The sequence below is a fragment of the Lewinella sp. genome, from assembly GCF_050633125.1.
GTDB lineage: Bacteria > Bacteroidota > Bacteroidia > Chitinophagales > Saprospiraceae > Lewinella.
Genome location: NZ_JBOEFX010000004.1, coordinates 14,045 through 29,881 on the forward strand (window position 1 = coordinate 14,045; position 15,837 = coordinate 29,881).

Sequence of the window (15,837 nt, forward strand, 5' to 3'; positions counted from 1 at the left end):
CTAATTTTCTTTTTTGTAATTAAAAAGCTCCGGCTTACAAGTGAAGGATAACCAAAACCAGTGATTGGCTTCGTCTTTTGAACCTCCTTTGAGGGCTTCCATGGTGTCTGTAGCAAACATTTTGGAATATCCACTGGTCAGGACAACACTCTTTGAAATTTTGTAAGACAAATTCAGGTCTACTTCCGTACCCAAATTGCTATCCGTCTCTTTACCCACTCCGTCGACAATTACTGCCGGCGCCATGAAGAAGTGGGGCGTCAGTACAAACGCAAAATCATTCTTTTTAAAAGTTAGGCTACCATAAACATCTGTCAAACCGACTGAGTTAGCGTGATTTCCTACATAGAAATAATCCATCAGCCCATTAAACTTATGGTTGGTTCCATATAGAGGAGCGAAGGATTTTAGCTTATTGTCCGTGGCGTTTTCGTCGGTGCCTGAGAGGTATTCAAAGCCAAGTTTGGCCGCCCAGTCTGTATGTAATTTATATTGTAGGCTACCTGCCAGGTAATTTGCACTTAAATCAGTGGTGACAACCTTTCCTCTCTGATGATAGAAGGCAAAATCGGCACTTAGCTTATTTTTTGAAAATGTTATTCTTGGCCCCAGGGTTTGGGAGTAGGCAGTTTCTAACTCTCCTGTGTTGTTCTCAAATTGAACTCCGTTGTTCAATACCAGAAGACTAGTATTGAGGTTGTCATTGGCTTGAACGTTATACCAGAGGTATTGAAATGATTTGTAGTTGTTTACCGTGTATGGTACTTCAAAAAGAGTTTCTCTATTTGCGTTGAGTGCCAGGCCTACATCAAATTTGTGTTGACCGTTCTTAAATTTAGCGATAAGCGCATCATGGCTTCTAGCTTGCTGTGCCCAACCTACAGAGCCAAAAATACGATGGTCATCATAAATGATCTCCTGTCTGCCTGCCTTTAAAGAAAATGATTCATTAAGCAGTATTTCTGCCCATCCTTCATGCAGTGCGTTTCCGTTAATATCTGCTAATGAAAGTGTATTTACATCTCCCCATACCCGAATATTCTGGAGGGACATTCCAAACTTTATCTTTTCTTCTTCATTTTGAAAAGCAAACTTCAGGCGTGATCGTTGAGATACAAAAGCTGCCGCTTCGTTGTTTGGGCTACTTAAAGTCTTGAAACCGTTCCTGACTTCTACCCTTGGCCGAATTTCAGCAGAGAGATTAAACTCTTGCGAGTAGATATAGCTGATACACAAAAGGCACAGCACCGTGATAATTGTCTTTTTCATCTTTAGCTCTTTTAGAGGGAGTATCCCAAATAGTGTGCCTCGCGCAGAGACGCAGAGGCGCAGAGTTTTTTATTGCTGGTTATCAAGTAGATACATTTCGACGATTTTAGTTAGACACCGTTGACTGGATACTCTCCCTATTAGCGGCTTGAGGCGTTTACTGCTTTCGATAATTCCATGATCGTAGATACCGTTTCCTCATTGTCTACACCAAGTCCTTCCTGTTGGTGTACTAAAACTCCTTGTTGATCAAATACAGAAATGATATTGGAGTGAGAGAAATCAAGTGGAGATATCTTTTTGTACTTAACTGCCAAAACATTGGAGAATTCTCGAACATCATCAATTGTTCCCTGTAAGAATGTCCATTGATCATTGTCCATTTCGTTTTCTATGGCAAATGCTTTTAACCGTTCAGGTGTATCGGTTTCAGGGTCAATACTCACCAGAATGTATTTGGTGGTTTCGTCATCTACACTTGCGTGAATATTTCGCATATCTGCTACCAACCTTGGGCAGGCTGCCTTGCAGGTGGTATAGATCATCACGATGACTAAAACATCTCCTTTCAGGTCTTTTAGTTCTATGGTTTCATTGTTTTGGGTATTCCACTTTGAAGTCAGGTTAAAGATGGACGTTTCTAAAATTTCATCATCACTTTCATCTTGCACAACCCGGGTTTCAATTGACTTTAAGTCCATTTTACAAACCGGGCAAGTCCCTATTTCTGCATAGGTCTTTTCACCCTCGCATTTCATTGGACATTGATAGGGTGGGGCACCGTCTACTTCACTACCGCAAGCAACCATGAAGAGTAGAGATGATAGTGTAACAAAGAAAGCTAGTGTGTTGATTTTCATTATTCTTTTAGGTTTTTGGCACACCTGAAACCCAATGTTTGGATACAATAATTTGCCTTTATACTACCACGAAGCGCATAGCGCATAAACGCTGCATAATCCATTAAATCCGATGCGTTAACAGAACCGCCGGCACAGAATAGATTGTTATCTGTATCCACATCTTTTCTGGATTCGCCTGAGATTAATACAGAATTAAAGTCACTTGTCCACTCCCACACCAAGCCATGTAGATCATAAATGCCCCAGTAGTTTTTGAAAGTACTGCCTACTTTATTCTTGTACGTTCGTGGGGTTTCATAGCCCTCTATGATGAGTTGATTAAATAAGCTATCGCCTTGAGCATTGGGTTCTGTTGCACTGGCCATAGCGGCATATTCCCATTCATCCATTGTGGGGAGCCTTTTTCCCTGGCACTCACAGTAGGCTTTTGCTGCATACCAGGAAACATTCGTGATCGGCGCATCAGGAAGCGATTCTGGATTAAACGCTAGGTCATTTTGCCATTTGATTAAATAGTTTCCATCCGCGAATAGCCTGATTACTTTCGACCTCTGCCACTTGGAGAATTTTTCCACGAAAGACAAATATTGCTCATTCGTGACAGGATAAACATCTAGCATAAAATCCGCTACCGAAACGCTCGCAGCATCAGAGCCATAGAGGGGGACAAAGTCCCCCCCCGTGATTTTTTTCATACTAGAATTATCCTGAGCCCCAAGGGCTGCCTGGATAAAAAGAATACTTAATATTATGAGACGAATCTTCATCATTAGTGCTCGCTTCTTACTCTGGTAACATCCATTGCAGTAACCTCTTTCTTGCTGTTACCCCAGTTATTGAGAACGTAGGTCATCACACTAGCTACTTCCTGGTCACTCAATACCTGCTTGGTCATTATGCTGTTATACTTCTCGCCATTTACCGTAATCTCGCCAGATTTCCCAAAAAGGACGATACTGATAGCTCGGTCTATATCTGCATTCAGGTAGTCGGAGTTAGCCAGTGGAGGGAACGCACTTGGAATGCCTTCTCCTTCGGGTTGGTGACAAGCCATACAGGTTTTGCCATAGACTATTTTGCCCAGATCCATTCGCTCCTGAAGACTCATTGCTTGTGCAACAACGGTTTCCGCTTCATCCCCAGGCATTTCCTGAATAGTTCCTCCTTCAGGTTGGTAAATTCCTTCCTGTTCTTTGCCAGAGTAAATCGCTTTAACGTCAGCTCCACCAACTTTTAGCATCCCAAGGGCGCCTTTATTGAAAGCTCTGAAAATAGAGTGGTCGACTAAGATAAATGTACCAGGGACATCTACTTTAAACTCTACAATTGCGGCTCCCCCCGCAGGAATCAACGTCGTTTGAACATTTTCATTGACAAAACTGCCCCCTTCTACGAGTACCTTGTCGAAGATCTCTCCGATTACGTGGAAAGAAGAGACGAGGTTTGGTCCACCATTACCTACATACAATCGAACTGTTTCGCCAACCTCAGCATGAATGGCATTGTCTCCTGTCAAGGCATCAACACTTCCATTGAATACGACATAGTCAGCGTCTTCATCTACCGCTTTCTGCATGTCAAATGGCTGAAGACCTTGGTCTCCGTTTTCTCCTTTGGTATAGAAATCGCCCTGCATGATGTAGAATTCTTTGTCTACTTTAGGAAGACCGCCAGCAGGTTCCACCAAGATCAAACCATACATACCATTAGCAATGTGCATCCCCACAGGTGCCGTAGCACAATGGTAAACATATAAGCCAGGGTTAAGCGTTTTGAACGAGAAGGTAGCCTGATGGCCTGGTGCCACGAATGAAGATGTTGCTCCACCTCCAGGACCGGTCACCGCGTGCAAATCTATGTTATGCGGCAGTTTGTTGTCTGGGTGATTTTTCAACGTAAATTCTACTTCATCCCCGACTCGTGTCCGGATAAAGCTACCAGGAACGCTTCCGCCAAATGTCCAGTAGACATACGTGACACCGTCCGTCATTTCGCCTTCTTTTTCCAGAATCTCCATGTCCACTTTCAGCTTGGTCGCTTGCCGTGAACCAACGGGTTTAGGAACCAGAGGTGGCGCTGTTAGTTCCGCTTCCATTTCGCCTTGAACAGCGATTGTACTTGCATCTTCCTGCGTTGAGTTATCCTCGCCTGCACCTCCACAACCAGAGAGCAGAAGTAACAAAAATGCAAACAGGGAAATTCGTTTTAATGCTGTAATAATCATATTTGAATTTGTTTTAGACTTGTTTAACTGAGGGAGAGCCCATTACTTAAGCAGGCTCTAAGGCCTCATCAGTAGGCATCCCGTATTTGAAGAAATTGATGATGTATAAAATAATTCCAGTGGTAAAGAGCGCTGCTGCTGCTATCAGAATAAGGAAGTGAACCTCCATTTCTTGCTGAACATCGATAAAGTCCATCCCCACTTTTCTTTCCAGATAAACTTGGGTTACCCCTGCAGCGGCAAAAGCGGTTGTCATGCCAATCATACCGATATTGGACAACCAGAAAGCGTAATTGGCACCTGGCTTGGTGTACATTTTTCTTCCCGTCATCAAGGGCATCGCATAGGTGATCATACCTAACACCAACATGCCATAAGCTCCCCAAAAGGCCAAGTGACCGTGCATGGCCGTTACGAAAGTGCCATGCGTCCACATATTTACAGCAGGTAAAGTGTGTGCAACACCTAATAAACCAGCACCAACGAATGAAATAATAGCGGTACCAAGCGTCCATGTCAAGGCCATCTTATTCGGGTGCCTTTTTTCTCCTTTGCGATACATCGCTACTGCAAATAATGCCATTCCTAGAAAAGCAAGCGGCTCCAATGCAGAGAAAATACCGCCAATCATTAGCCAATACTTGGGTGCGCCTATGTAGTAATAATGGTGCCCAGTACCCAGAACGCCTGAAAGGAAAGTCAGCCCCACAATTACATACAGCCACTTTTCAATCACCTCTCTATCTACCCCCGTCAGCTTGATAAGTAAGTAAGCAAGAATACCACCCATGATGAGCTCCCATACTCCTTCTACCCAAAGATGAACTACCCACCAACGAAAAAAGGAATCTGTTGTTTGATTATCAAACCAAACCATCCCTGGCAGATATAGCAATGCCGCAAAGAACAAGCCCATCGAAAGCACTAATGAGGTTGTGGTTCTCCTCTTTCCCTTGTACAAGGTCATCAAGAGGATGTACAAAAACAGTAAAACATTTGCCACTACCAGGTAGTCAAGTGGGCGGGGTATTTCCAAGAATTTTCTTCCTTCCCACCAGCCAACGTGAAACCCAATAACAGCAACTACGCCCACTATAGCTAAACTCCAGAATTGGAGTTTTACCAAAGGAATAGAGATTAATTCATTGTCAGCTTCATCTGGTATGATAAAATAGGCGGCACCCATAAAGCCACTTAATATCCAAACAACCAACAGGTTCTTATGGGTAGCTGTTGCTGCATTGAAAGGTATAAGATCATGCAACCCGTCATAGCCTAAATGAGCGAAAGCCATTATGAAGCCATAGGCGATTTGCAAAACCAGTAGCACCATACTAAGTGCAAAAAACCAATAAGCTACTCGTTGAGATTTATATTTCATTTCGAATTAATTTTAGAGATGTGAAGTCATTTGTATTGACATCCTAAATTTTTAAGCTAAAAATGCGTCCGCATTACTATTCTGTTGGCAACTTGCCTTTCAAGTCTGGCTCCGGAGGAAATCCATTCAAGTCCATTTCTCCAATCCATTTCAAGAATTCGACAACATCATTAGCTTCTTGCTCCGTCATAGCATAAGCAACCATCTTCCTTCCTTTCGGCTGCCAGGGTTCCTTACTCATCAGTACAATTTTGCAATACTCTGCACCTTTCCTGTCAATGACTTTCGTTAATTCGGGAGCATAGTAGGCTCCTTCCCCCAGGATGGTATGGCACCCCATACAGTTGTTTTTGTCAAAAAGTTCTTTGCCTCTTATCACAGACTCAGTCAAATTTTCTTCATGCGTTTGCTTTGGAACTTCCAAGGATAAAGTATGCCAGGAGAGGCCCAAAAAAATGAAGAAAAACACAACCGTTCCTCCTAAAAAGAAAGTCCTTGCTTGATTTTTCGTTAACATATTTGATGGTATTTTGTAAGGAATAAGCACCTGTTGGTAGATCAAAAGGTGGGCATTCAATAAAATAATGGCCAATATACGCAAGAAGAAGATAAAAAGATAGATTTATCTTTTTATTGGTAAAAAAATAAATAACTCTGTTAACAGACGGAATTTATCTGGAGATACCTTCATCGTATTAATCAATGGAACAAGCCTATATTAACCGGGATGCTTACTGATAACGTAGACGCTGAAATTTTGACATCCGTAATCTCCGTCCAGTCGTTTTATCAAACCCTGGTCACTTCTGCACTTGCAATTGGCATTGGTATTGCGGCAGATTACTATGGCATAGGCCTGGTGCTGTTTTCTATTTCGTTGGTACTGATTTTGGGAAACTTGGCGATGTATCGGAAATGAAAGTGCCCTGTTTGCTTTCATCCTGCTCTTTTTGAGTATTGGTATGGAATAATTATGAATGATAAAACGTTACTTCACCGTTTGTGACCCCAATCCAGATAGGACCCAGAATAAACCTATTTTAAACTTCAAACAGCAATGCGAAACAACTGTTATTATTTTCTCCTAGTTATCTGCGCTTTATTTCTTTCCACTACCTCTTTTGCTCAAGGGGGGAACTTTGACGAAACCTGGAAGGAATTCTTGGACAATGACAAGATTTCCAACATGAGCGAATTAGTTAAACCTAATATGGCTTATGAAAAACCGAAATACGCCAAATATTTACTGATGAATACCAACTCCTGCCTGTGCCAAAGCCAGGTAGAAGACGCAGAGAGATTGATGACCGAAGTCCAGGGGATAGATGCAGCAGTACGTAAGTCAATTCCAGGATTTATGGGAAAGATGGACGAGCTGGATTCAAAAATAAAAGCCTACTACAGCGTTGATGAAATTTGGAGAGATTTTCTAGCCACCAAAGAAGTCAAGCTGGAAGAATTAGAGGCTATTAAAGAAACGAAAACGATCTGTGAAAAAAGGACGTTAGCGAAATACTCCTATATGACAGCTTACGCCCAGTTTTGCCGAGGCGATGTGGCGGGATCAAAGGATATTTTCGAAAATCGGACCCTCCGTTTAACAGAAAAAACCACCTTGCGGGTAGAAGATGTTCACGGCTTGGCAGGGGAGGTTGCTCGAATGAAATCCTTCTTTCAGGACATGTCCAAATTGGATGCTGCGTGGAAGACCTATATGACTACTGGCGTATCACCTGGCTTCGACATCGAGCTGCCTCTGTTTCCATGTAACCCTATGCCAAACATGAAGGCATTGGTTTTAAAAGGAGCATTAGACATCTGTAATTTAGCCCCGTTAATGCTGGAGGAAGTCTATCAATTGCAAACCGACAGTGGGGTAAATCCCAACGGAGAGTTGAGGGGCAAGATAAAAGAGCTAGAAGGAGCCATTGCCCTAAAAGAGAGCGATGTTGCTACTTTAAACGAAGCATGGGAAGCCTTTATCCCCGATAACAAGGTGAAGCACATGGGCATGTATGGCTATGAATATTGCGAAAAAGAGCCATTGATCCGAGCCTATATTATGGATGGTTTCGCTTACCTCTGCGAAATGGGAGAAGACATGCTGCAAAGAATTGACGAGCTCCAAAGGTTGGATAGAACGCCCCTCGAAGAAATCACGATGATCAAGATCAATGAATTAGCTGCCTTAAGTGATGAATACAAAGAGAATGGTGGAAAAATTGAGATGATCTGGCGCAAGTTTGTCGCACAAGGGGATGTTCTCCTGGAGAATTATCAATCGGCAGACTTTTACTGTGACAATATTCACCAGGTTAAAGACTGGACCATGAAGGGGCTTTCAGGCACCTGTGAAGAAAGTACTCAATACTTGGAGCAGATTGAATCGTTTCAACGAACTTTTGAGTTCAACTTCCTTCCTGATCTGGAATGCCGGGTTCAGCGTTTACGCATTAAAGTTTGGGAGTGTCGCCATCAGGCATTGCTGAAATTAGCCCAGATAGAAGCTCCCGATGATTACGAAGCAAGATTGGAAGTATTGATGCAGGAATATGGGGTAGGAGCAAGGCCAGATGAATGTTCTGGGAATTAATTTTGAACATGAGTCATCCCGAATTTTGATTGTCATCAAAACTCGGGATGACCAACCGCAAAACTTATAATTACAAACGAAACCCCATGATTTCTAGTGAAATCATGGGGTTTCGTACAAGAGTTAGCTAAAACACTCTTTTCAGATGCTTATTTAGCTCCTGTTTTAGCTATTGCCAAGGTAAATCTACAACCCTGGCACCAATAATATTGCCTAGTTCAATGCCCGCATCGGAGTCTGATATAAAATGCACACCGAGCGGCACACGGCTATAGGCATTTTCTGCCGCCATTTCGCTGAATGAATTGAATGTTCTTGGGCTTCCACGAAACTCTGTCCTTCCTTCGTGGCTACGATCAGTGAAAGTGTAATTGCTTCCAAAAATATCTTCTAAAACAACTGCGGCAGCTCCAGCGAACGTAGCATGCCCAGAAGGATAAGTTGGGAAATTAGGCGTGTAAAATCCACCTGACCCGTCGGGACACATCACCGTATTCCAATTTGGTTCGCCCATATATGCACGGATGTAGTCAATAGGGCGAAGACAATTATAGCGGTATTTTTCACTCCAACACCTGACGCCGGCATCTGACAAGGCCATACCTACTTTGGCATAGGTCACTACCGTCTCCAGCATGTCTAATCGTTCAATAGCAATGAGTTGGTTGGTAATGCTAACCAGCCTCCCAGCTGGCGTAAAAGTAAGAATTGGACAATCGTCGCTCCAAAATTCAGCGATCCAATAATCCTCTTCATTGTTCCCTGCTTTTATCTCGTTGACCAGGTCACGAACCTCTAGCGCTTCCTCATGGAGTTGCGAACCGGGGAAGGTGCTGAATGAAGGAGGGGGAGGAGCTACATCGTTAGGGTTTGCCGCAAAAGTTCTTACTTTACCCCAATGAGGTAACAAGGGAGGCAGGAAATCAGGATAAGTTGGCTTCCATAAATTTGCGCCTGGTGGTACCACGTAGTCAGGATCTGTATTAGACAAGTAGCCTTCGTGGCCCCAATCATCTTCTGTTGACCAGTCGTAGACCGCTTGAGCAACATATTGACCATATTCAACTGACCGCTGATAAACATCGGTTGCAACAAATGACTGCAATTCTGTTCGCAAAATATGGCTGACATCAAGCATTTGAAACTGCTGCTCGGCTGGAGCAATTGGAAAGAACAATTCAAATGCTTTTTCGTAGGCTGCATTGAGGCTTATTTCCCAATTGTATTCTACCCCATATTCAGGAGGAGTAATGGTCAACCCTGAGTAATGGCCGGAAAAACTTTTGTACTTCTCATTACTTCCATGCACTATAGCTTCGTAAGCTATAAGGTTGATATAACCAAAATTCCGAGCAGAAACAGGAGGTCTATAACCAGGCGTATACCTCTCAACCTCCAAGAACAACTGATTCCAAGTCAAAGGAATATTGAAGGAGTACTGCGAGGCCGGACTACTGTTTACAATAATAATGTCATCATCATCCTTTTGGCAGGAACTTACCATTAATAATGATACCGTAAATAATAGGTAAAGATTTTTTTTCATAGGATTATAAAATTTATTGAAGCGTTCTTTTATTCACATTCCCGAGCTAGCACTTCTTCGTTTAGGCCCTTAATTCTAGCGACTTCTTCTACTCCCTTCGTTTGGTTTATCTTTTCAAAGAGTGCTATTTTTTGTAATTCTATTTGGTTAGCCTCTTTTTTCAAAGAAGTGATTCGTTTCGTCATCTCCTGGTCTATCCGCTCTGTTTTGTTTAAGGCCATTTTTACTGTTTCGTCTGTATCATCAAAAGACTGGAACATCCTAATCAAGCTAGCATTCCTTACTTTTAGCATATTTGCTCGCTCCTCTTGGGGCATATCATCAGGGAGGGTCTTTTCCAGTAGATTATTGATGTTATCCCATTCCATTGTAATACTGTCTTTCATCAAAGAGAGATTACAATTCAGATCTTTTTCCTTTTGGAACAACTCCATCAAAACAGCTTCATCACTTGATGATTTTTCGCAACTAAAAATGCCGATCAGAGGAAAAAGTAAAAAACAGAAAACAGGTTTTAGCACACAATGCCCTTTTATTGCTTTGCACATGAAGTCGTTTGTTATTAACGTTTTATACCTGATATGAAGTGACTTTTACGCACTAGAACCGGGTATGTTTTTAGAAGAAATGACAATATAAAACACTAGAAAATAGATAGTTATCCGTTTCTCAATTCTCCGACCTTCAGTATATTCGAAGGTATCTTGATCCCGTTAGCTGCCACATTAGGAGAAATAGGGCTACCTGTATCGGGTATGATCGAAGTTACATATGAAGCAGAATTTTCAATATCATACTCCTTCCGAAAACCAATCGTCTCCACTGCTATGCTTCGATCTACAGCTCCTTCATTTACAAATTCCTTTATTAGCTGAAGGACATCGTAATCAATATATACCGTGCTTGAAGCGTCTATAATGACTTTACTTTCATCAGGTAGATGGGCAAATGTTTGTTTTATAGCTGCTTTGTTCAAAAAAGATACTTCCTGTGCTAGCTCCATCTGTATTGTTTCTCCTTCCTGATGCTTATCCTTTTTAAAGAAATAAGCTAGCTTCACATTTCCACGTAAAATGAAGTAAACACTCACAGCCAGGCCGATGCTTACGCCTACCAATAAGTCAGTCATGACTATTGCTATCACAGTGACCACAAAGGGGATAAACTGGAATTTTTTACTATTGCGCCACATATGAACAAATATGCGAGGACTAGCTAATTTATAACCAATCACCAATAATACTGCTGCAAGTGATGCTAGAGGAATCTTATTCAGCAACGATGGGATTGTTATTACAGCAAGCATCAAAAACACACCGTGTGATATTGCTGCAATTTTGGTTTTTCCACCCGCATTTACATTTGCAGAAGTCCTTACGATTACCGAGGTAACAGGAATGCCACCTATTAAACAGCTAAGCATGTTGCCAACACCCTGGGCTTTTAATTCCCTATTCGTGTTCGTATATCTTTTTAATGGATCCATCTTGTCAGCAGCTTCAATGCATAATAAAGTCTCGATGCTTGCAACTGCAGCAATGGTAAACGCCACAATCCAGATTTCTACATTCGTTATTTGCTTGAAATCCGGCAAACTAAATTGACTCCAAAATTGTCCCATCGTTTCCGGAATAGGAAGGCTTACCAAGTGGTCTTGACTGATTGCAAGTGAAGAGTCTGTTGCTTTAAAAAGCTCATTTAAAGCAATGCCAGCCAATACAGCTACCAATGCACCTGGAATGGATTTTATTTTTTGTAAGACAGGCACTTTCGTAAATGCTATCAAAATAGCTAAAGAGGTCAATACGACAATTACGGCTCCGGGATGAATGTAGTTAATTGCATTGGCCAGGGTTACAAAAATTTGATGTTGCCCATCTGTATTGATGAAAAAGTAATCTCCTTCGTGCATTTCGTCAAAACCTACTGCGTGTGGCAACTGCGATAGAATAATGATAATACCTATTGCGGCAAGCATGCCTTCTATCACATTAGATGGCAAATAATTGGAGAGAACGCCAGCTTTTAAAAAACCAAGAACAATCTGTATAACTCCTGCGAGCACCCCCGCTAAGAGGAAGGCTTCAAACGATCCTAAACTTGCTATTGCAGCCAAAACGATTGCCGTCAACCCTGCTGCGGGGCCAGAAACACTCAATTGCGAACCACTAAGCGTTCCTACGACGATACCCGCGACAACACCAGCGATGATACCCGAAAACAGTGGTGCGCCACTAGCAAGAGCAATCCCCAAGCATAAGGGCAGTGCGACCAAAAAGACAACTAATCCTGATTTGATATCAGACTTCAAATACTTTTTTGTGAAATTTTCCATAAGATTGTATAAACGACCTTTTCTTTTGGTATGAGGTTATAAATTAAACAAGCTGGTTATTGAAAACTTCCTCTTGGGCACTTCTTTGGTACGTTCAATAGGAACTTCAATAACATTTTTTACATTCTCTTTGATAAACGAGGTAGGGTCAAACCATTTTTCACTTCGATAATGCAGCACGCTAGCTGCTGGAACGACAGCATCTTCCACCCCGTGTAGCTCTAAGAAATTTCGAAAAGCATAGGAGTTAATCCCCGTAAATAATTCAAAAGATATATTAACAATACTCTCCTTATGGTCAAGTAACAGACGGCGCTGGAACTCCTTGAACCTAGAATTAAGTTGTCCCCAAATTTCTTTCTTGGGGTTCAAATGGATAAGATCCCAGCGTTTATCTGGCGACCGAAATCCTGCTAATAAGATAATATTCAGTTGAGTGGATGGGTGATTTAAAACGGCATATTCCACAAGCTCTAAAGACTCAGGGGTGAAGTCTGTGGGGATAAATATTTTTTTCACTTTCAAAATTTTCGGTGAAATTAATTATCCGATATTAGAGCTCTATAAGAGCGAAATTAGAATGAGATTAGATTTTTGATCGGCTGATAGAATTATTACCTAAACATGCTTTTAGTGCCGAGTATAGGCATTCTTGTTAGGAAGGCTTATTTTTATTATAGTACCCTTGTTTACTTGAGAGAGGACTCGTATTTCTCCAGAATGCATCTTGATGATACGATAGGCTAGAGGAAGGCCAAAACCAAAACCTTCTATTCCTCTGACATTAGAAGCTCTAAAAAAAGGTTCGTAAATATTCTGTAATTCGTTATTAGGGATTCCTACACCTTGATCTTTGATAGCAAGTAAGATACAATCAGTATCAGCTATTATTTTAAAAACTACTTTTTGGTTATTCGAAAACTTGCAGGCATTTTCCAATATATTGCTCAATGCAACATTTAAAAGAGATTCACTTCCCAAGAGCGTAATGGCTTCTTCGTTTTCGGGTAATCCCTCAAAATCTAATTCAATATTATTATCAGGAATCGCTACATCAAGGTTCTTTTTTATGTCCAGAACCAATTCATCTAAACGTATGACATCAATGACAAGCCCTTGTGAATCAAAATCTGCTTTGGCTAGTTTTAAAAGACCATTCACTAGAAAATCAAGACGAGATGCTTCAAGGTTTATATTCTTGAGAATGGTATGATAATCCTCTGCGCTTCTGTCTTTATTGAGTGTAATTTCGGTTTGACCTAAAATTGCAGTAAGTGGGTTTCGGAGTTCATGAGAGGCGTTGTTTATAAAATTACTTTGTAGGTCAAAAGATATCTGTAGCCTATCCAGCATATTATTAAAAGTGCGTGAAAGTTCACCAAGCTCATCCTTACTATTGTCCGTGTTTAGTCGAAGAGATAAGCTTTCAGCACGTATTGTATTAACCTCTTCGATTATCTTTGTAATGGGGCTTAAGGCTTGCGTTGCATAATATCTTCCCAAGATGAAAATAAAAATAATACTTGCGAAAAATGCAGAGACAAGAATATTTCTCAAATTGTTAAGCTTCCCAAATCCATAGAGATCGGTAGCCGATAGCACCACAATGAAATCTCCCTTATTGTGATGAAACAATAGCCCTGTATAAAAATATTCACCTAGTTTTAACTCTGCATATTTATTCTTAAATATTTTTTCAAAAAAAGACGCAGGTTGCTCTTGGCTGAATTCCGTTAGAGGTCTTTGGTTTTTAATATCTACAGGATAAATCACCTCCTCCTCATTCGGGAGGGTCTGCAAGTGGCGTATCCTGATGTCTTCATAAATATCTGTGTTTAATTCATCTTTATCTAAATAGGCTTGGGCGGCAATGGTCGCCCTTTGGCTCAAGCGTAAATAAAATTCACTTTCTGTATATTCTTTTGACGAGTAAAAAATAATAATAAAAACACCAGTTAGGAACAAACTAGTTAGTACAATGAAAACAGATGTTATTTTTGTTCTTAAATTCATAAAGTGAATTACTCTCTTTTAAGCACATAGCCCATTCCGATTACAGTGTGTATTAATTTCGTGCCATAATTCTTATCTATCTTGTTTCTAAGATAATTGACATAAACATCTACCACGTTCGTTCCCATATTAAAATTAACATCCCATACATTCTCAAGAATATCTATTCGGTTCAAAACCTTGTTCTTGTTTTTCAAAAGATATTCAAGCAAACGAAATTCTGTCGAGGTCAATTTGATTTCTTCACCAGCTCGCTTTACTATTTTAGCATCACTATCCAGCTCTAAATCCTCTATTCTTAATATATGATTCTTGCTTAAAATCTTGTCTTTGTTTCTTGTTCGTGCACGGATTCTAGCCAGTAATTCCTTAAATTTAAATGGTTTAACGAGATAATCATCTGCTCCGGCATCCAATCCTTTTACAATATTTTCCGTTGTTCCCAAAGCCGTGAGCATAATTATAGGAAGATTGTAATAGCCCATTTTCCTGATTTTTTTTGCGACCTCCCGACCATCCATGCCAGGCAAAATAATATCGAGAACCACTAGGCTTATGTTCTTTTGGCTCAATAAGTCCAAACCATTTTGCCCATCATAGGCTACAAATACATTATAACCTGACTCCTGGAGTCCTTGGCTTATAAACGCAGCCACATTGGGTTCGTCCTCTATGACTAATATTTGCTTTGCGATTTTAGCAGATTTATGTATAAATGAGAAAACATAAAGATAGGCGATTGGTGTAACTGCCGCCCTTTGTGGACGTTAGAATTACATTAGAATTTTGCATCAGACAACAAGGCCAAACATAAGAGCATGTTTGGAACCTATTCCTACAGCGATGATCAACACAGGTAAACGCTCTTAGCTAAACAACTTCGCTTTAAGGTACCTCGCATTCATTTCTGCGATGTTGACAATAGAAATTCCTTCTGGGCATTCCACTTCACAAGCCCCGGTAAAAGTACAGTGACCAAATCCTTCTTTCTCCATTTGAGCCGTCATCTCAAGTACCCGCTTATGAGCTTCTGGCTGGCCCTGCGGCAAGGAGTTTAAGTGATTTATTTTTGCGGAAGTAAACAAGGCTGCGGAAGCATTTTTGCACGTTGCTACACAAGCCCCACATCCAATACAAGCGGCAGCATCCATAGCACGGTCGGAAATTTCCTTGCCAATGGGAATAGCATTTGCCTCGGGGGCAGTTCCTGTTTTTGCGCTAATGTAACCACCTTGCTCAATGATCCGGTCAAAGGCAGAACGATCAACAATGAGGTCTTTAATGATGGGGAAAGCATCTGCTCGCCAGGGTTCAATAACAATCGTCCCCCCGTCTTCAAAGCTGCGCATGTGCAACTGGCAAGTAGTGATGTTTTCATGCGGACCGTGAGCCCGGCCATTAATGTATACCCCGCATTGCCCGCAGATGCCTTCGCGGCAGTCGTACTCAAATGCAACGACTTTCTCATTGCGAAGCACCAGTATTTCATTCAAATGATCCAAGGCTTCCAGGAAGGACATATCAGCATTGAGGCCATCAACCTCATAATCTTTGAAACTTCCTTGTTCATCGGGAGTGTTTTGTCGCCAAATTCGAAACGTAACTTTCATAAG

The 15,837-nt window shown here is 41.3% G+C and carries 15 protein-coding genes; 2 read left to right on the forward strand and 13 right to left on the reverse strand.

What is annotated here, in order from left to right; all coding sequences use genetic code 11:
• The 6 genes from ACRBG0_RS00690 to ACRBG0_RS00715 form a co-directional block, all read right to left on the reverse strand.
• On the reverse strand, positions 1 to 1,269 hold the full coding sequence (locus ACRBG0_RS00690; protein ID WP_431485011.1) for an alginate export family protein: 1,269 nt from the start codon (positions 1,267 to 1,269) through the stop codon (positions 1 to 3).
• Between the two features lie 140 nt (positions 1,270 to 1,409).
• Positions 1,410 to 2,129: an SCO family protein gene (locus tag ACRBG0_RS00695; protein WP_431485012.1), complete on the reverse strand. Its 720-nt coding sequence runs from the start codon at positions 2,127 to 2,129 to the stop codon at positions 1,410 to 1,412.
• Positions 2,129 to 2,902 carry a formylglycine-generating enzyme family protein gene (locus tag ACRBG0_RS00700; protein ID WP_431485013.1) on the reverse strand — a complete coding sequence of 258 codons (774 nt, stop codon included), beginning with the start codon at positions 2,900 to 2,902 and terminating at the stop codon, positions 2,129 to 2,131. The genes ACRBG0_RS00695 and ACRBG0_RS00700 overlap by 1 nt, the downstream gene beginning before the upstream one ends.
• Positions 2,902 to 4,356 carry a copper-containing nitrite reductase gene (nirK, locus tag ACRBG0_RS00705; RefSeq protein ID WP_431485014.1) on the reverse strand — a complete coding sequence of 485 codons (1,455 nt, stop codon included), beginning with the start codon at positions 4,354 to 4,356 and terminating at the stop codon, positions 2,902 to 2,904. Before nirK ends, ACRBG0_RS00700 begins: the two co-directional genes overlap by 1 nt.
• A gap of 46 nt (positions 4,357 to 4,402) precedes the next feature.
• Positions 4,403 to 5,737: a cbb3-type cytochrome c oxidase subunit I gene (locus ACRBG0_RS00710; protein ID WP_431485015.1), complete on the reverse strand. Its 1,335-nt coding sequence runs from the start codon at positions 5,735 to 5,737 to the stop codon at positions 4,403 to 4,405.
• 76 nt (positions 5,738 to 5,813) lie between these two features.
• The gene (locus ACRBG0_RS00715; RefSeq protein ID WP_431485016.1) at positions 5,814 to 6,254 is read right to left on the reverse strand and encodes a c-type cytochrome; all 441 of its coding nucleotides are present in this window, start codon (positions 6,252 to 6,254) and stop codon (positions 5,814 to 5,816) included.
• A gap of 210 nt (positions 6,255 to 6,464) precedes the next feature.
• On the opposite strand from ACRBG0_RS00715, the gene ACRBG0_RS00720 reads away from it, so the two are divergent.
• Positions 6,465 to 6,656, forward strand: coding sequence for a hypothetical protein (locus ACRBG0_RS00720; protein ID WP_431485017.1), 192 nt, complete (start codon positions 6,465 to 6,467; stop codon positions 6,654 to 6,656).
• 138 nt (positions 6,657 to 6,794) lie between these two features.
• The gene (locus ACRBG0_RS00725; RefSeq protein WP_431485018.1) at positions 6,795 to 8,330 is read left to right on the forward strand and encodes a hypothetical protein; all 1,536 of its coding nucleotides are present in this window, start codon (positions 6,795 to 6,797) and stop codon (positions 8,328 to 8,330) included.
• Positions 8,331 to 8,499: 169 nt separating this feature from the next.
• Here ACRBG0_RS00725 and ACRBG0_RS00730 read toward each other — a convergent pair whose 3' ends face one another.
• From ACRBG0_RS00730 to ACRBG0_RS00760, 7 genes are all read right to left on the reverse strand, one after another.
• Entirely contained in the window at positions 8,500 to 9,876 is a 1,377-nt protein-coding gene (locus ACRBG0_RS00730; RefSeq protein ID WP_431485019.1) for a vanadium-dependent haloperoxidase, read from the reverse strand.
• Between the two features lie 29 nt (positions 9,877 to 9,905).
• Complete coding sequence (locus ACRBG0_RS00735) at positions 9,906 to 10,424, reverse strand: hypothetical protein (protein ID WP_431485020.1); 519 nt, start codon at positions 10,422 to 10,424, stop codon at positions 9,906 to 9,908.
• Between the two features lie 110 nt (positions 10,425 to 10,534).
• Complete coding sequence (locus ACRBG0_RS00740) at positions 10,535 to 12,211, reverse strand: SulP family inorganic anion transporter (RefSeq protein ID WP_431485021.1); 1,677 nt, start codon at positions 12,209 to 12,211, stop codon at positions 10,535 to 10,537.
• A 36-nt stretch (positions 12,212 to 12,247) separates the two neighbouring features.
• Entirely contained in the window at positions 12,248 to 12,730 is a 483-nt protein-coding gene (locus tag ACRBG0_RS00745) for a hypothetical protein (RefSeq protein WP_431485022.1), read from the reverse strand.
• Between the two features lie 111 nt (positions 12,731 to 12,841).
• Positions 12,842 to 14,224 carry a HAMP domain-containing sensor histidine kinase gene (locus ACRBG0_RS00750; RefSeq protein WP_431485023.1) on the reverse strand — a complete coding sequence of 461 codons (1,383 nt, stop codon included), beginning with the start codon at positions 14,222 to 14,224 and terminating at the stop codon, positions 12,842 to 12,844.
• 8 nt (positions 14,225 to 14,232) lie between these two features.
• A complete protein-coding gene (locus tag ACRBG0_RS00755) occupies positions 14,233 to 14,919 on the reverse strand; it encodes a response regulator transcription factor (RefSeq protein ID WP_431485037.1) in 687 nt (228 codons plus the stop codon).
• Between the two features lie 171 nt (positions 14,920 to 15,090).
• Complete coding sequence (locus ACRBG0_RS00760) at positions 15,091 to 15,834, reverse strand: succinate dehydrogenase/fumarate reductase iron-sulfur subunit (RefSeq protein ID WP_431485024.1); 744 nt, start codon at positions 15,832 to 15,834, stop codon at positions 15,091 to 15,093.
• Positions 15,835 to 15,837 lie beyond the last annotated feature (3 nt).